We start from the raw sequence: 17,610 nt of genomic DNA, 5'->3' as shown, positions 1-17,610 counted from the left end.
GGCACGTGAGACGACCAGCGGCTTTCCTGGCCGGCGTCCGGCGGCGCGTGCCGCTCATGGGCCGCGACGCCCTGCTCGCCTGCGCCGTGGCGATCATCGCGCTGACCGTCTCGGCGCTGAACGACCGGTGGCACGGCCAGCCCGTTGAGCTCACGCCGGCATGGGCGGCGCCGATCCTGGCCGCCTGCGCGCCGCTGGTGCTGCGCCGGCGGCTGCCGCTGACGGCGGTGGTCGCGTCCGCGCTGGTGATGCTCGCGCTCGGCCTCGCGCTGGAGCGCGACGCCGGCATCTGGGTGCTGGGCCTGATCGTCGCCTCCGCCGCCTACCACCGCCACCGGCTGCGCTCGCTCCTCCTGGCCGGCTCGGTCGGGTGGGCGGTCGCGGCCGGGCTCGGGGGCCGGCCCGTCGTGGACCTCGCCACCGTGTCGGTCTACGCCGCCGCCGGCGCGGCGCCGGTCACCATCGGGTACGCGCTGCGCCTGCGGGCCGACCGCGCCGTGCAGGCCGCGCGGCTGCGCCGGGCCAGGGAGGAGCAGGCACGCTCGCAGGAGGCCGCCCGGATCGCCCGGGAGGTCCATGACGTCGTCGGGCACCACCTCAGCGCGATCCGACTCCAGGCGGTCGGCGCCCGGCGCACGCTGACCGGGCACGGCTGCGCAGCCGGCCGCACACCGGCCGCTCACGACGGCGAAACCGACCGCGAGGCCGACCGCACGCCGGCCGGTCACGGCTGCGAGGCGGACCGCGCGCTGGCCGGGATCGCCGAGCTGTCGGCCGAGGCGCTGGCCGAGATCCGGGCACTGCTCGCGACCCTCGTGCGATCGGACGGCGCACCCGGTGAAGGCTTCGCCGACCTGCCCGCCCTGGTGGAACGCAGCGGCGGCCCGGCCCTGGCCGTCACCCTGGAGGCCGATCCCGACCTCGACAGCACCGTCCACCCGGAGACGGCGGCCTGCGCCTACCGGATCGTGCAGGAGGCGCTGACCAATGTGGCACGCCACTCCACGGCCACCACGGCCTCGGTCGCCGTCCGCAGGAGGAGCGGCCGGGTCGTCGTCACGGTCGACGACCCGGGCCCATCCCGACCGGCGGACGACAACGTCCCGGGCGGTGGACACGGCCTGACGGGCATGCGCGACCGGGCCGCGGCACTCGGCGGCGACTGCCACGCCGGCCCGCACGGCAGGAACGGCTGGCGTGTGCGCGCCACCCTGCCCGTACTCCCACCTCAGGCCCCCGCACGTGCAGCCGTCCGGCAGGTGACCCCGTGATCCGGCTGCTCATCGCCGACGACCAGCACCTCGCCCGCGAGGGCCTGCGGCAGCTCCTCAGCCCCGAGCCGGACATCACGTTCCTGGGCGCCGCCCGCGACGGCGCCGAGCTGGTGGGCATGGCGCGCGAGCACCGCCCGGACGTGATCCTCACCGATCTGCGCATGCCGGGCACGGACGGGATCACCGCGATCCGCCGGCTGACGACCCAGGCGCCGGACACCCCGATCATCGCGCTGACCACGTTCGACACCGACGAATACCTCTTCGGCGCGCTCGAGGCGGGCGCCGTGGGCTTCCTGCTCAAGGACGGGGACCCGGACCTCTACCTGGCGGCGATCCGCGCGGCCCACCGAGGCCAAGGGCTGATCGACCCGCAGGTCACCCGCCGGCTCGTGCGCCGCTTCGCCGCCCCGCCGGTGCGCGAGCCCGGCATGGAGCTGACGGCCCGGGAGACCGAGGTCCTCCGGCTGCTGGCGCTGGGCCGCTCCAACGCCGAGATCGCCGGGGAGCTGCGCATCGCCCCCGGCACGGTCAAGATCCACGTGTCGCGCGTCCTGTCCAAGATCGGCGTACGCACCCGCGTCCAGGCCGCGATCCACGCCTACCGTTCCGGCTTGGTGTCGCCGGACGAGTGATCGCTTGTCTCGATCATGGCGCGCGCGGCCCGGATCAGCGCGGCGTTGCTCGGGGCGGGAGCCCCGTCGGGCAGCCGGAGCACGTCCTCCAGCCCGATCCGGGTGTCCAGCCCGCGAGTGACCGCCGTGCGCAGGACCGTCCAGGCCGCGCCCTCCTCGCCGTGGAGGAGGATCGGCAGGCCCGCGCCGCCGAGCTCGTCCAGCAGCGAGACGGCGACGGCCGGTGCGGTGTGCGGGTCGGTGTCGGTGACCTCCGCCAGGACCCGCAGCACGCGGTCCCGTCGCGGCCAGGCGAGGAAGCGCCGGGCGGCCGGCGTCCCTGAGTAGATGCCGGCCTCTATGCCGATACCGCGCTCCAGCAGGGCGTCCGCGACGGTCGTGGCGCCGTCCTCGTGCCAGTTCACGGAGGCGTGGTCGGGCAGCACGGTCCAGGAGCGGACGAGCGCGGCCCGCCGCCGGGCGTCCGGCGACGTCCACGCGCCGGTGGTGACCCCGACGGGGATGCCGGGCACGGCCGCCCGCACGGCGGCGACCGCCGCGTCGACCCGGGCGGGGTCGAGGGTGTCGGCCCCGTCGTCGTTCTTGGGGTGCAGGTGGATGTCCTGCGCGCCGGCCTCGACGGCTTCGCGGGCGGCCGCCGCCAGCTCCCGCGGGGTGATGGGGAGGTGGGCCGACTCGGTCCGGGTTCTGGCGCCGTTCAGACAGACCTGCAGCATGTGGTGCATCGTCTCAGACCCGCACCTGAGGGGGCGACGGACGGGACCCGCTTTGACACCTCGCACAGCTAACCGCTATCTATTGGCTAACCGTTAGCTACGGTACTAGAGGCGAAGGGTGCTCGACGTGTCATCTGACGCAGCCGGAACGGGAGAGCCCCGCACGTGGGTGTCTGCCCGGGCAGACCTGGTAACGGCGCTGCTCGGGGTGTGGTTCGGGGTCGGCCTGATGATCGACGCCTGGGCGCACGCGAACCTGGCCGAGCTGGAGACGTTCTTCACGCCCTGGCACGCGGTGTTCTACTCGGGGTTCGCCGTGGTCTCCGGCTGGATCATCTGGCAGGTGTGGCGCAACGTTCGCGCCGGACGGCAGGGCCTCGCGGCCGTCCCCATGGGTTACCTCGCCGGGCTGGTGGCGATTCCGGCGTTCGCCGCATTCGGGCTCGCCGACCTGCTGTGGCACACCGTCCTCGGCATCGAGACCACCCTCGACATCTTCTTCAGCCCGTCGCACCTCGGTCTCATCGTGACGATGACGCTCATCATCACGACCCCGCTGCGCTCGGCGTGGACCGCCCCCGACGTCGGCGCCCGCCCGCGGCTCGGCCGGCTGCTGCCCGCCCTGATCGGGCTCGCGTTCGCGACCGCCCTGGTGTCGCTGTTCCTGTCGTACGGCGACGCCTTGCAGTACCGGCCCCAAGGCATCGTCCAGGCGTTGTCCATGGCACAGGACCAGGGCGCCGCGCCGCGCGGCTCCGGCCCCCGCCCCGTCGCGCTCGGCGCCGACCGCGTGGCCGTCGCGATGGTCGTCACCAACGTCGTCGTGCTCAGCCCGGTGCTGTTCCTGCTGCGCCGCTGGCTTCTGCCGCCCGGCTCGGTCACGATCATGTACGCCGTCGTCGCGCTCATGCCGGGCATCCGGACGAACGTCGGGAACCCGCCGATCCTCCTGGCGTTCCTGGCCGCCGGGCTCGTGAGCGACCTGCTGATCCGATGGCTGCGCCCGTCGGCCGGGCGGCGGGCCGCCTACTGGGCGTTCGCCGGGACGTCGGCCTTCGCCACCTGGTCGTTGTACATCGCGGCCGCCTCGGTCGCCGGGGGCGGTCTGCCCGCCGTACCGGAGCTGTGGACCGGTGCGCCGATCGTCGCCGGGCTGATCGGGCTGGCGCTCGGGGTGCTGTTCCTGCCGAACGCGGCCCCCGCCGCGCCGGGTTCTGTGCCTGTCAGTGCCCGGCCAGCCAGGTGACGCACCTGCCGATCAGCTCGCGATCCTTGGCGCCGCCGATGTGCCCGCGCCCGGGATGAAGGGTGACCCGCACCCGCTCGCTACCCGGCTTGGCGGCACCGATGCCGTCACTTTGCGTTATGGTTCATTGCACAAAGCAAACACGGCGTGGGGTCGCGCATGAGGTGGAAGCGGTTCTGGTTGATGCTGGCGCCCTCACTTGCCGCGCTGGCCGTCCTCGCGGCCGGGATGGCGCAGGGCGCGGTGCCGGCTTCGTTCGCGGTGTCCGGGCGGCAGATCAAGGTGTCGGCCGCCAAGCTGTCGGGGCGGGGTGTCGGGATCGTCCCCGGTGTCGTGCGGTCGATGGACGGGCGTCAGCACGTGGTGCTGCACCTGTCCTTGCGCTCGGCGCAGGTGTACGGGCTGTGCCAGTCGGCCGAGGTGGACACTCCGCTGGGGCCGTTCACCGTGCGGCTCGGCACGCGCGATCGGGAGAAGCCGTCACAGGTCAGTCATCTGAGCATCTCGGCCACCTCCCTGGGCGCCGACGTGGGCCTCGGCTCGGTCGTCCTCAATCGTGACGCCGGAGTCCTGGGCGCCGAGAGCGTGCTGAAAGGCAAGAGGGGCGACTACGGCGTGGGGGTGCTGACGTTCTCCGCGCGGAACGTCACCGCGGACGCCTGGATGGTGATGGGCGGGTCGTTCATGGTGGACGGCCTGAGCGTGGCGATCGGCAGGGACGTCCGGCCGTGCTTCTGAGCGCTCGCCGGACCTGCGGCGCGGTGGCGGCATGGGCGGGGCGGCGGCCGTTCTGGGGCGGAGTCCTGCTGATCGCCTCCGGGGCCGAGATCGCGCTGACGCCGGTGATCGGCACCGGGGTGATCATCCACACCGGCGTGGGCGGTTACGCGGGCTTCCTGCTGGGGTCCTTCCTCGGCGCCATGGGCGCGGGGTTGTGGTTCGTGCCCGAGCAGCGCTTCGTCCTCGCGGTGCTGGCCGTCATGGCGGCACTGTCGGCGTTCGTGCTGTCGAACCTGGGCGGCTTCCTGCTGGGCTCGCTCCTGGCCATCGGGGGTGCGGCGCTGGGCTTCGCGTGGATGCCACGAGAGCCCCGGCAGGAAGACTGATCGCATCAGGCCGCCTTACCTCCACAGGACGCTTCCTTACCACCCGTGATAGCCCAAAGTAACTTCAGGATCACCGAAAGCCATGATTGCGTGAAGGAAGGAGCGACGGAGAGGGCGACGGCATGCGTGATGGTGAGGCAGAAACGAGTCACCACTGGCCCCGGCAGTCGGTGGCCATCGTGGGCGCGGGCTGCCGGCTCCCCGGCGGCATCACGAGCCTGGAGGCGCTGTGGAGCGCCCTGGTACGCGGTGACGACCTCGTCGGCACGGTGCCGCCGGACCGGTTCGAGGCCGACCGGTACGTCGACGAGAGCATCCCGAGACTGAACCGCAGCTACACCCGCGCGGGCGGCTTCCTCGACGACGTCGCCAGCTTCGACGCCGCCTACTTCGGCATCTCGCCGAAGGAGGCCGTCGCGATGGACCCCCAGCAGCGGCTGGTGCTGGAGATGGCGGCCGAGGCCTTCGACGACGCCGGCATCGACCCGGCGCGCCTGGCCGGCAGCGACACCGGCGTGTTCGTCGGCGTGTCCGACCCCTCCTACGGGGCGTTGCAGGCGATGGAGCCCGGCTCGGTCGGCCCGTACGCGATGTCCGGCTCGACGCTGTCGATCGTGTCCAACCGGCTGTCGCACGTCTTCGACCTGCGCGGGCCGAGCATGTCCATCGACACCGCGTGCTCGTCGGCGCTGCAGGCGGTCGAGCGGGCCTTCCGGGCGCTGGCCGACGGGTCCTGCCGGATGGCGCTGGCCGGTGGGATCAACGTGCTGCTCAGCCCCATGGGGTTCGTCGGGTTCAGCCAGGCGTCGATGTTGTCGCCGACGGGCCGGTGCCGGGCCTTCTCCGCCGACGCCGACGGGTTCGTCCGCGCGGAGGGCGGCGGCGTGGTCGTGCTCAAGCGGCTGGCCGACGCGCTCGCCGACGGCGACCGGGTGCACGGCGTGATCGTGGGTGCCGCCGCCAACAACGACGGCCACACGGTGGGGCTCGCGCTGCCCAACGCCGAGGCGCAGGAGGCGCTGCTGCGGCAGGTGTACGACTCGTGCGGCGTCAGCCCGGACGAGGTGGCGTACGTGGAGGCGCACGGCACCGGCACACAGGTGGGCGACCCGGCCGAGTGCCGGGCGCTGGGGCGGGCGCTGGGCATGCGCCGGGCCGGGAGGTTGCCGATCGGGTCGGTCAAGACCAACGTCGGCCACCTGGAGCCGGCCTCCGGCATGCCGGGCCTGTTCAAGGCCCTGCTGGTGCTGCGGCACCGGACGATCCCGCCCTCGCTGCACGCCGCGTCCCTCAATCCGGACATCGACTTCGACGGGCTCGGGCTGAGCGTCGCGACCCGGTCCCAGGCGCTGCCCGAGCGAGGCGGGCGGACCGTGGTGGGGGTGAACTCCTTCGGGTTCGGCGGCGCGAACGTGCACGTGGCCCTCGCCGCCGCGCCCGAAGACAGCCCCGCCCGGCAGGACGAGCAGGCCGGGTCCGTGCTGCCGTTCGTGGTCTCGGCGCGCGGCCCGGCGGCGCTGACCGAGGCCGTGACCCGTGCCGCCGAGCACCTGAAGTCCGTGGACGAGCCCGACTTCTACGATATGGCCTACACGGCCACCCGCAGGCGCGCTCTGCACCCGCACCGCGCCGTCGTGCTGGCCTCGTCCGCCGCCGAGGCCGCCGCCGAGGTGTCGGAGGCGGTGCCCGGGGAGGCGATGGCCCACGGCCGGGTGGCGCTGGTGTTCTGCGGCAACGGCTCGCAGTGGGCCGGGATGGGCGCCGACCTGCTGGCCGACGCCACCTTCCGCGCGGTCGTCGAGGAGCTGGACGCCGAGCTGACGCCCAGGCTGGGCTGGTCGGTGTCGAAGGAGCTGGCCGCGCCGCCGGAGCAGTGGCGGCTGTCGGAGACCGACGTCGCGCAGCCCCTGCTGTTCGCCGTCCAGGCCGGCCTGGTGGAGATGCTCGCCGCGGCGGGCGTGCGGCCGGGCGCGGTGCTGGGCCACAGCGTGGGCGAGGTGGCCGCCGCCTACGCCTGCGACGCGCTGTCGCTGCGCCAGGCGGCCCAGGTGATCGCCGAACGGGGCCGCGCCCAGGCCCCCACCCGCGGGCGGGGCCGCATGGCCGCGGTCGGGCTGCCGGAGACGGAGGCCAGGCAGGCCCTGGCCGGCCACCCGCTGCTGGAGATCGCGGCGGTGAACTCCGACCGGGACGTCACGGTGAGCGGGCCGCAGGAGTCGCTGCGCCTGCTGGGCGAGAGCCTGGCCGCACGCGAGGTGTTCTTCCGCGAGCTGGACGTCGACTACCCCTTCCACAGCGCCGCCATGGACGATGTGCGCGAGGGGTTGTGCGCGGCGCTGGCGGACCTGCGGCCCTCGCGGGCGCGGATCCCGATGCTGTCCACGGTGACGGGCGACGCGCTGACCGGCGAGGAGCTGGACGCCGACTACTGGTGGCGGAACGTACGCCGCCCGGTGCGGTTCGCGGACGCGGCGCAGCGGGCGCTCGCCGACGGATTCGACGTGCTGGTGGAGGTCGGTCCCCATCCGGTGCTGCAGTCCTACCTGCGCCGCGCGTCCGGCACGAGCCGCGTGCGCGCGGCCGTCGTCCCCACGCTGCGACGCCCCGAGCAGAGCCCGGCAGCGGGAGAGCGGGCGGTACGGCGCGCGGTCGCCCAGATCATCGCCGCCGGAGCCGAGATCGACTGGGATCGCTACTTCCCCCGCCGCGGCCAGGTGCGCACGCTGCCGGCGTACCCGTGGCAGCGGCAGCGGCACTGGATCGGCACCCCGCTCTCCTGGGCGCGCACGATCGGCGATCCGGCGATCCAGCACCCGCTGCTCGGCCAGCGGCTGCCGATGCTCGCCCCCACCTGGTACGGCGAGCTGAACCAGGTGCTGGCACCGTGGGTCACCGAGCACCGCACGGGCGGGGTGGCGGTGATGCCCGCGACCGGCTACGTGGAGATGGCCCTGGCCGCCGGCCGGCTGGCGATCCCGGAGGCCGGCGAGGCGGTCGAGGTCGACCAGATGGCCATCACCCGGGCTCTGGCGGTGCCGGGGCCGAGCGCGGAGCAGCTGTGCGTACAGACGTCGCTGTGGCCCGAGACGGGCCTGCTGACGGTGGCGAGCACCACGCTGACCGGGCAGCATCCGCGCGAGCACGCGCGGGCGCGGGTGCGCCCGCTGCTGCGCGCGGCCCCGCCACCGCTGGACGTGGCGGAGCTGCGCGCCCGCATCGCCACACCTGTGGACGTGGCCGACTACTACGCGCGGGCCGCCGAGGGGCGCATGGCGTGGGGGCCGGAGTTCCAGGTCCTGACCGGTTTGTGGACGGCCGAGACCGAGGTCCTGGCGACCTACGCCTGCCCGCAGCAGCGCGACGAGCGCTACGTCGCCCATCCGGTGCTGCTGGACAGCGGGTTGCAGGCAGGGGTGGTGCGGCTGGTGGAGGCGCTGCGGTCGGGCACCGGCTACATGCCGGCGGCGGTCGGGGCGGTCCGGCTGTGGTCCCGGCCGGAGCCTGAGGGCCTGCTGCACGTGCGCGAGACCTCGGGCAGTTTCGAGGAGGTCTGCTGGGACATCACGGTGGCCGACGGCAGCGGCCGGGTCGCGGCCGAGCTGACCGGCGTCAGGCTGCGCCGGATCCCGGGCGTCCACGTCACTCCGGTCAGCCGGTACCACGTCGAGCTGCGGGCGGCGCCCCGGCCCGGCGAGCCGGTGGAAGCATGGCCGGCGCCCGAACCCGGAGAGCTCCTGGCCGGGGCCGCCGAGCGGCTCGCCACCCTGCGGGCGGCCTGGCGGGACGTCGATCATGGCACGTACACGGCACGGCTGGAGGAGGCGTTCGCCCGCGCGCTGACCTCAGCGCTGATCGAGCCGACCTCCGCCGAGCGCGGCGAGGAGGCCGAGGAGGCCGATGCCACGGGACAGGACGCGCGCCTCCTCACCACCGACGACCTGTTCGCCGCCTGCGCGCAACCACACCACCGGCGCATGCTGCGGGCGGCGCTGCCGCTCCTGGAGCGGCACGGCCTGCTCGAACGCCTCGGCGAGCACGAGGTACGGCTGATCCCGCCCGTCGGGGACCCGGCCGAGGCGCTGCGCGACCTGTGCGCGGGCACCCCGTTCACGGCGCAGACGGCGCTGGCGGCACGGGCCGCCCTGCACCTGCCCCGGCTGTTGCGCGGCGAGGCGGCCGACGTCCTCATCTCCGGCGGCGCCGCCGAGCTGCTGGACCAGGTGCACGACATCGGGCCGGTCAGCCTGTTCGCCAACCGGACCGCGCGGGCGTTGGTGGAGCAGATCGTCCAGCGGTGGCCCGCCGACCGGCCGCTGCGCGTTCTGGAGGTGGGCGCGGGAACGGGCGGCACCACCGCGTCGCTGCTGCCGATCCTGCCGGCCGGCCGCACCTGCTACACGGTCACCGACGCCGCCGAGCCGGCGCTGGCCCAGCTCCGGCAGCGCTTCTCCGACGTGGACTTCGTCGAGTACGGCCTGCTCGACCTGAACGGCGACCTGACCGAGCAGGCCGCGGGCGGCTACGACCTGGTGGTGGCCGCCGATTGCGTGCACCTGGCCCGGGACGTGACCGCCGCACTGCGCGGGCTGGCCACCCTGCTCGGCCCCGGCGGCAAGCTACTGATCGCCGAGCCGCACCGGGTGGAGTCCCTGCTGCCCTTCGCCGGCCTGCTGCCGCAGCTCTGGGACTTCGCCGACTCCGACGTCCGGCCGGACTCGCCGCTGCTGTCGAGCCGGCGATGGCCGCAGGTGCTGGCCGCGGCCGGCTACACCGACATCGTGCGGGCGGGCCTGGCGGACGATCCCGGCGCCGACGCCTTCTCCGTACTGCTCGCCACGGCACCCGGCACCGTCCCGGTGAGTCCCCAGCAGGCCACACCGGCCGCCGAAGGCACCTGGATCATCCTCGCCGAGGATGATCGGGACGCGCTGCCCGCCGCGCTGGCCACGTCCCTGGAAAGCCGGGGTGCGCACGTGAGCGTGTCGCCCTTCAGCGACGACCCGGCCGACTGGTCCGCGCGGATCCACGCGTCGCCCGGCGGCGTCACGCTCACGGTCGTCCTCGGCGGGGCGGGGGACGAGCCCACGGCCGAGGCGGTCGTCGAGCAGGTCACCCGGCGGGCCGCCCTGCTGCGCGCGATCTCCCTGGCCTGCGAGGAGCTGCCGCCCGATGCGCGGATCACCTTGTGGCTGGTCAGCCGGCCCAGCGGCGCGCTCCCGGAGCCGGATCTCGCGGGCGACTCCATTTATCCACAGGACGCGGCCACCTGGGGAACGGCGCGTTCGCTGGCCAACGAGCAGCCCCGGATCGAGCTGCGGCGGCTGTGCCTGCACCGCACCGGCGCGGACGACGCCGACGCGGCGCGGCTGGCGTCCGAGCTGCTGGCCCCCGGCGCGGAGGACGAGCTGCTGCTGACCCGGCGGGGCCGGTTCGTCCCGCGCCTGGTGGGGACGCCCGCCCCGACCGTCCCGGTGTCCGCGGGCTCATCGGACGCCTTCCGGCTGGCGGTGTCCGACCCCGGCCTGTCGTACAAGCTGGGCTGGGAACGGACGGAGCCGCCCACGCCGGGCCCGGGACAGGCGCTGGTCGAGGTGCGGGCCATCGGGCTGAACTACCGCGACGTGATGTTCGTGGTGAACCTGCTGCCGGCCGAGGCGGTCGAGGCCGTCTTCGGCGGCCACGAGCTGGGCCTGGAGTGCGCGGGGACCGTCGTCGCCGTCGGGCCGGACGTCACCCGGGTGAGGCCCGGCGACCGGGTGGCGGCGCCGGGGCCGGTCGGGTTCGGCAGCCACGCCCTCGTCGACGCGGGCGTGGCCGGCCACGTGCCGGACGGGATGACGTTCGCCCAGGCCGCCACCCTGCCCATGGCCTGCTCCACCGTCTACCACTCGCTGCACAACTGCGCCCGGCTCAAGCCCGGGGAGACCGTGCTGGTCCACGGCGGTGCGGGCGGTGTCGGGCTGGCCGCGCTGGAGTACGCCCGGCTGATCGGCGCCCACGTGATCGCCACGGCCGGCACCCCCGCCAAGCGTGACCTGCTGCGCGCGCTCGGCGCCGAGCACGTCCTGGACTCGCGCAGCATGCGCTTCGCCGAGCGGGTCAGGGAGCTGACCGGGGGCCGCGGCGTGGACGTCGTCCTGAACTCGCTGGCCGGCGAGGCCATCAGCCGCGGCCTGGAGTGTCTGGGGCACGGCGGCCGGTTCGTCGAGCTGGGCAAGCGCGACATCTACGAGAGCGGGCACCTGCCGTTGCGGCCCTTCGGCGACAACATCGCGTTCTTCGGCGTGGACGTCGGCACCCTGCTGTGGAAGAACCCGTCCGTGGTCGCCGAAGGCAGGGTGGCGGGCTCCCTCCTCGACCGCCTGCGCCCGCTGCCGCACACGGTGTATCCCGCCGAGCGCGTCGCCGACGCCTTCGCGCTGATGCGGCACTCCCGGCACATCGGGAAGGTCGTCGTCTCCCTCGATCCGCGCGACGAGCCGATCCTCATGCGCACGCGGCCGGTCCGGCCGGGCCGCGGGTCCGGCGGCACGTACCTGATCACCGGCGGGCTGACCGGGTTCGGCGCGGCCACCGCCCGCCACCTCGCCCGCTCGGGAGTGCGGCACCTGGCGCTGGTCAGCCGCCGGGGCCCGGACACCCCCGAGGCGCCCGCGCTGCTGGAGGAGCTGGAGGCGCTCGGGGCACGGGCCCGCGCGTACGCCGCGGACGTCACCGACCGCGACGCCATGCGCGAGATCCTGCGCGAGCTGGACGCCGCCGGCCACCCGGTACGCGGGGTCGTGCACGCCGCCATGCACCTCGACGACGCCGCGCTGGCCGACCTGTCCGACGACCGGATCCGGGCCGTGCTGCGCCCCAAGATCGCCGGCGCCCTGGTCCTCGACGAGCTCACCGCCGGCCTGCCCCTGGAGGCGTTCGTCCTGTACTCGTCGCTGACCACGATCGGCAACATCGGCCAGGCGCCCTACGTGTCGGCCAACCTGTTCCTGGAGGCGCTGGCCCGCCGGCGCAGAGCGCAGGGCCGGCCGGCGCTGGCGGTCTGCCTGGGCGCGCTGGCCGACACCGGCGTCCTGGCCCACGGCACCCAGGCCGAAGCCCTGGCCAAGCTCGGCATCCACGCCCTGACCACCGGCAAGGCGCTGGCCGCCGTGGACGACATGCTCGCCGAGCACGCCGACGTCGCGGCCGTGGGCCGCTGCGACTGGGCCCGCATGCGGCAGCTGCTGCCCGGGCTGCGCAGGCCGTGGTTGTCGTCGGTGCTGCCGCCCGGCGCCGACCTCGACCTCGACACCGGCGACCTGCTGGCCAGGCTGGCGACGATGAGCGGCGAGGAGATGCACGCCTACGTCGCCCAGCACCTCACCGAGCTGCTGTCCACCGTGCTGCTCACCCCCGCCGCCGACATCGACCCCGACCGGCGGCTCGACGAGTACGGCATGGACTCCCTCATGGCCACCGACCTGCTCGTGTCCATCAGGCACCAGTTCGGCGTGGACATCCCGCCCATGGAGCTGGCCCGCGGCGCCGGGACGATCAACGACATCACCCGAACGGCGCTGCTGCACCTCGGCCTCCAATCCGCCAAGGACCCGCGATGACCTCCGTCCGCTCCCGGCTGGCCGGCGTGGCCGCCCACCTGCCGCAGGCCACCATGACCACGGCCGAGCTGGAGGACCGGCTCGCCGAGCGCAACCCCACCCTGGAGCTGCCCCGGGGCGTCATCCACAGCGGCAGCGGGGTGCGCCGCCGGCACATCGCCGCCCCGCACGAGAAACCGTCGGACCTGGCCGTCCACGCCGCCCGGCAGCTGCTCGCCGAGCAGGACCTGCGGGCGGACGACCTCGACCTGCTCCTCTTCGCCAGCGTGACGATGGACCTCATCGAGCCCGCGACCGCGCCCATCGTGGCGGCGAAGCTCGGCGCCGGCTGCCTGGCGTTCGACGTGCGCAACGCCTGCAACAGCGTGCTGAACGCCATCCAGGTCGCCGACGCGCTCATCGCCGCCGGGCGGCACCGGCGCGTCCTGATCTGCTCCGGCGAGATGGCCACCGCGTTCATGCCCTGGACGCTGCGCGACACGAACGAGTTCTTCACCTTCGCCGCCGCCTACACCGTCGGCGACGCCGGGGCCGCCCTGCTGCTGGAGGCCGCGACGGAGCCGGGCGTGCTCGGCCACCGGTTCACCGCCCACTCGGCCGGCTGGGAAGCGGCCACCGTGCGGGCCCTGAACCTGACCACCGACCCGGCGGCCGACTGGCCGGTCATCGAGCCGCTCACCGTCAACGCCGTCCAGCTCGCCCGCAGCCTCGAACGCACCGACCTCACCGTGCTGCCCAAGGCGATCGCCGAGCTCGGCCTGGCCTGGGACGACTTCGCGGCCGTCTGCGTGCACCAGGCGTCGCTGCCGGCCTTGTGGAAGTTCTGCGAGCACGTGGGGATCCCGCAGGACAAGGTCGTCGTCACCATCGCCCAGCACGGCAACCTCATCGCGGCCACGCTGCCCGTCCAGCTCGCCCAGGCGGTCGCGGCCGGGCGGGTGCGGCGCGGCGACCTGGTCGCCCTGGTCGGGCTGGCCAGCGGGTTCAGCATCGGGATCGTCGTGGTCAAGTGGTGACGCCGGACCTCACCGTGAATGAGCTCCTCGGCCGGCACTTCCACGACCGGCCGGACGCGGTCGCCTGCCACGCCGGCGGCCGGGCCGTCTCCTGCGCGCGGTTGGCGCGGACGGTGGAGGAGACCGCCGCCGCGCTGGCCCTGGCCGGGGTGCGGCACGGCATGCGTACCGCGCTGCTGGTGCACCCCGGCGTGGAGCTCGTAGCGCTGGCGCTGGCCCTGCTCCGGCTGGGCGCCGTGCCGGTGCTGGTCGACCCGGGGATGCCCGTCGCCGCCGTCCGGCGCTGCCTGGAGCGGGCCGCCCCCGAGGCGTTCATCGGCGTCCCGCTCGCCCAGGCGGCGCGGCTGGCGCTCGGCTGGGCCCGGCGCAGCAGCCGCGTCATCGTCACGGTGGGGCCGCGCCGGCTCTGGCCGGGGCCCACCCTCGCGGGCCTGCGGGCCGCGGCACGCCGCCGCCCGCCAGGCCATCCGGCGGGACGGCCCGCGACCGGCGACACCGCCCTCACCGCGCGCACCTCCGGGCCCACCGGGTCGCCGTCGCGCACGCCGCCCGCCGCCGACCTCGCCTGCACCTCCGGGCCCACTGGCCCGCCGCCGCACACGCCCGCAACCGACGACCTCACCCTGATCACTTCCACCTCGGAGCCCACCGGACCACCGGCAGCCGCCGACCTCGCCCTGATCGCCTCCACCTCGGAGCCCACCGGACCACCGGCAGCCGGCGACCTCGCCCTGATCGCCTGCACCTCCGGGTCCACCGGACCGCCCAAGGGGGTGCCGCTGCGGCACCGCCACCTGACCGCGCAGCTGGATCTGCTCGACGGGCTTCGCCTCGTCCGGCCGGGGACGGCCACGCTGTCGACGTTCCTGCCGTTCGCGCTGGCCGCCACGGCCATGGGAGCGAGTGCCGTGCTCCCCGACGTGGACCCGCGGCGGCCGATCCGCGCCGACTGCGCCGCCCTGGCCGGCGACATCCTGCGCCACCGGGTGGCGACCGTGTTCGCGGCTCCGGCGCTGCTGGACCGGCTGGCCCGGCACTGCGTCGCCCGGGGCGTGGTGCTCGACCCGGTGGAGACCGTCGCGGTGGCGGGCGCCCCGCTGCCGCTGCCCACCCTGGAGCGGGTGCGCCGCTGCCTGCCGCGGGCGGCCCGGGTGCTGTCGGTCTACGGCGCCACCGAGTGCCTGCCGGTGGCCGCGATCGAGGGCACCGACCTGCGCGCCGCCGCCGCCGAACATCCAGGGGCCGGCACGTGCCTGGGCCGTCCGGTGGCGGGCGTGGAGGTGCGCGTCATCGGCGTCACCGACCATGCGATCAGCCGCTGGGACGACGAACTCCTCGTGCCGACCGGCACCGTGGGCGAGATCGTGGTCACCTCCCCGGCGCTCGGCGACCCCTACCTCGACGATCCCCGCGCCACGTCCCTGGCCAGGATCGCCGACGGGAGCCGCGTCCGGCACCGCATGGGCGATCTGGGCCACCTCGACAGCGACGGCAGGCTCTGGTTCGCCGGCCGCAAGTCCGAGCGGGTCCGCACCCCCGGCGGTGACCTGTGCACCGAGCACGTCGAGCCGCTGTTCGCGGCCCTGCCTGGCGTGCGCCGTACCGCCCTTGTCGGCGTGTTCGAGAAAGGCGGCCCGCCCGGCGCGCAACGCCCGGTCCTGGTGGTGGAACGCGAGCCGGGCGCCCGGCGTTCCGACGTCCGGGCCGCCGTCCTCGAACACGCCGCCCGCCACCCCCACACCTCCGGCATCCGGGAGGTGCTGTTCCATCCGGCCTTTCCCATGGACGCCCGGCACAACAGCAAGATCTGCCGCCACGTCCTCGCCGCCTGGGCCGCGTCCCCGCTGCGGGCAGGACGCCGATGAACGTCCTGGTCACCGGCGCGAGCGGGTTCCTCGGCCGGGCTGTGTGCCGGCGGCTGGCCGCCCGCGGCGACACCGTCCACACCCTGCACCGCCGCCGCCACCCCGAGCTGGACGCGCTCGGCCTCACCCAGCACCTGGCCGACCTGCGCGACCCGGCGGCCGTGCACGCCGCGGTCTCCGCCTGCGAGGCGGTGGTGCACTGCGCCGCCCTGGCCGGCGTGCTCGGCCGCGACCGCGACTACCTCCGGATCAACGTGGACGGCACGCGCAACGTGCTCGACGCGTGCGCCCGCCACGGCGCCCGCCTGATCCACCTCTCCTCACCCAGCGTCGTCCACGACGGACGCGACCTGGAGGGTGTGGACGAGACCGTCCCGTACCCGCACCGCTTCACCGCGGCCTATCCCCGTTCCAAGGCCCTGGCCGAGCAGCTGGTCCTGGCCGCCGCCGACGGCGGCCTGCCGGCACTCGCGCTGCGCCCGCACCTCATCTGGGGCCCCGGCGACCCGCACTTCCTGCCCCGCCTCGCCGCCGCCCGTCGCCTGCTGTGGCTGCTCGGCCCCGCCGACAAGACCATCGACACCGTCTACGTCGACAACGCGGCCGACGCCTGCCTGCTCGCCCTGGACCGGCTGCGGCCCGGCTCGCCGCTGAGCGGACGCGCCTACTTCATCGCCCAGGACGAGCCCTGCACGTTCGGGGCCTGGGTGAACGCCCTGCTGGCCGCCGCCGGGCACCCGCCGGTGCGGCACCGGTTGCCGCTCGGGCCGGTGAAGGCGGCCGCCACGCTCCTGGAGCACGGCCGCATGCTCGCCCAAGCCCTCCATCTGCCCTTCGAGCCGCCGCCGCTCCGGTTCCTGGTGGAGCAGGCGTCCACCGCGCACTGGTTCGATCTGTCCGCCGCCCGCCGCGACCTCGGCTACCGGCCGCGGGTGAGCACCGCCGAAGGACTGGCCCGCCTGGCCACCCACCTCGCGGAGGCGGGCCGCCTCGGGAAGACCGGTCACCTCGGGAAGACCGGCCGCCTCGGGAAGACCGGCCGCCTCGGGAAGACCGGCCGCCTCGGGAAGACCGGCCGCCTCGGGAAGACCGGCCGACGATGAGCCGCTTCGAGGGATACCCGTTCCGCTCCCGCTGGTTCGTCCACCCCGCCCGGGCCGGGCTGCGCCAGCACTACGTGGACGAAGGCCAGGGCCCGCCCCTGCTGTTCGTCCACGGCAACCCCTCCTGGAGCTACCTGTGGCGGCGCCCCATCGACGCGCTGCGCGAGCGCCACCGGTGCGTCGCACCCGACCACATCGGCATGGGCCTGTCGGACAAACCCACCGCCGCCGACTACCCCCACACGCTCGCCTCCCGCGTCGACGACCTCGACGCCCTCACGACCCACCTCATCACCGAACGGGACGCCCCCGAACGCGGCTGGACCCTGGTCATGCACGACTGGGGCGGCCCCATCGGCATGGCCTGGGCCCGCCGCCACCCCCACCGCGTCACCCGGCTGGTCATCCTCAACACGGCCGCCTTCCCCAACCCGCACGGCGCCCGCGCCCGCCTGCCCCTGCGGCTCCCGCTCTGGCTGCTGCGCGACACCGCCCTCGGCGCCCGGCTGATCCTGCGGCACAATCTCTTCGCCCGCGGCGCCACCTGGCGGCCCCTCGGCGTGCGCCGCCGCATGCCCGCCTCCGTCCGCGCCGCCTTCCTCGCCCCCTACGCCCGCCCCGAGCACCGGATCGCGATCCAGCAGTTCATCCGCGACATCCCCCTGCGGCCCGGCGACCCCGCCTGGCGGATCCTGTACGACACCGGGCGGGAGCTGCACCGGTTCGCGAACCGGCCGGCCCTCATCGGCTGGGGCCTGCGCGACCCCGTCTTCGACCCGGCCATGCTCACGTACTGGTGCCACGCCCTTCCGCACGCCCGCACCCACGTGTATCCGCACGCCGGCCACTACGTGCTGGAAGACGCGCACGAGCGGCTCATCCCGGAGATCAGCGACTTCCTGGAGCAGGACCGGTAGCCACCCGGACTCCGTCGAGCCCGACGCACCCGGCCTGCGGAGGCAGCGAAACGGCCCCGGCTGGGTGCACCGGGGCCGTCACAGGCGCTGATCAGCATCGGGTTGTGGTGCGGGGGTCGGGCCCTGAACGG

11 protein-coding genes are annotated in these 17,610 nt (G+C 74.8%); 10 read left to right on the top strand and 1 reads right to left on the bottom strand.

The window, feature by feature from the left end:
- The first annotated feature begins 5 nt into the window (after positions 1-5).
- Both KIS93_RS32025 and KIS93_RS32020 read left to right on the top strand, forming a co-directional pair.
- A complete protein-coding gene (locus KIS93_RS32025) occupies positions 6-1,271 on the top strand; it encodes a sensor histidine kinase (protein WP_155128841.1) in 1,266 nt (421 codons plus the stop codon).
- Positions 1,268-1,909 (top strand): response regulator, encoded by a 642-nt coding sequence (locus tag KIS93_RS32020; RefSeq protein ID WP_080044146.1) that lies wholly within the window; start codon positions 1,268-1,270, stop codon positions 1,907-1,909. Before KIS93_RS32025 ends, KIS93_RS32020 begins: the two co-directional genes overlap by 4 nt.
- Here the strand turns inward: KIS93_RS32020 and KIS93_RS32015 are convergent.
- Positions 1,876-2,625: a 3-keto-5-aminohexanoate cleavage protein gene (locus tag KIS93_RS32015; protein ID WP_080047383.1), complete on the bottom strand. Its 750-nt coding sequence runs from the start codon at positions 2,623-2,625 to the stop codon at positions 1,876-1,878. The two genes, KIS93_RS32020 and KIS93_RS32015, sit on opposite strands and share 34 nt — an antisense overlap.
- A 127-nt stretch (positions 2,626-2,752) precedes the next feature.
- Here KIS93_RS32015 and KIS93_RS32010 point away from each other — a divergent pair, with 127 nt between their 5' ends.
- From KIS93_RS32010 to KIS93_RS31975, 8 genes are all read left to right on the top strand, one after another.
- Entirely contained in the window at positions 2,753-3,871 is a 1,119-nt protein-coding gene (locus tag KIS93_RS32010; protein ID WP_080047384.1) for a hypothetical protein, read from the top strand.
- A gap of 159 nt (positions 3,872-4,030) precedes the next feature.
- The gene (locus tag KIS93_RS32005; RefSeq protein ID WP_155128843.1) at positions 4,031-4,609 is read left to right on the top strand and encodes a DUF6230 family protein; all 579 of its coding nucleotides are present in this window, start codon (positions 4,031-4,033) and stop codon (positions 4,607-4,609) included.
- Positions 4,600-4,977, top strand: a complete 378-nt coding sequence (locus KIS93_RS32000) for a DUF6114 domain-containing protein (protein WP_155128845.1) — start codon at positions 4,600-4,602, stop codon at positions 4,975-4,977. Before KIS93_RS32005 ends, KIS93_RS32000 begins: the two co-directional genes overlap by 10 nt.
- A 122-nt stretch (positions 4,978-5,099) precedes the next feature.
- Entirely contained in the window at positions 5,100-12,578 is a 7,479-nt protein-coding gene (locus KIS93_RS31995; protein WP_080044149.1) for a type I polyketide synthase, read from the top strand.
- Entirely contained in the window at positions 12,575-13,594 is a 1,020-nt protein-coding gene (locus KIS93_RS31990; protein WP_080044150.1) for a 3-oxoacyl-ACP synthase III family protein, read from the top strand. Before KIS93_RS31995 ends, KIS93_RS31990 begins: the two co-directional genes overlap by 4 nt.
- A 14-nt stretch (positions 13,595-13,608) precedes the next feature.
- Complete coding sequence (locus KIS93_RS31985; RefSeq protein ID WP_186404531.1) at positions 13,609-15,459, top strand: AMP-binding protein; 1,851 nt, start codon at positions 13,609-13,611, stop codon at positions 15,457-15,459.
- Complete coding sequence (locus KIS93_RS31980; protein ID WP_080044152.1) at positions 15,456-16,562, top strand: NAD-dependent epimerase/dehydratase family protein; 1,107 nt, start codon at positions 15,456-15,458, stop codon at positions 16,560-16,562. Before KIS93_RS31985 ends, KIS93_RS31980 begins: the two co-directional genes overlap by 4 nt.
- A complete protein-coding gene (locus tag KIS93_RS31975) occupies positions 16,559-17,479 on the top strand; it encodes an alpha/beta fold hydrolase (RefSeq protein ID WP_080044153.1) in 921 nt (306 codons plus the stop codon). Before KIS93_RS31980 ends, KIS93_RS31975 begins: the two co-directional genes overlap by 4 nt.
- Positions 17,480-17,610 lie beyond the last annotated feature (131 nt).

Origin of the sequence: [Actinomadura] parvosata subsp. kistnae, assembly GCF_900323885.1 — a bacterium.
Classification (GTDB): domain Bacteria; phylum Actinomycetota; class Actinomycetes; order Streptosporangiales; family Streptosporangiaceae; genus Nonomuraea; species Nonomuraea composti.
The sequence above is the reverse complement of the archived record's forward strand: the minus strand, read 5'-3'. Positions and strand labels throughout refer to the sequence as shown.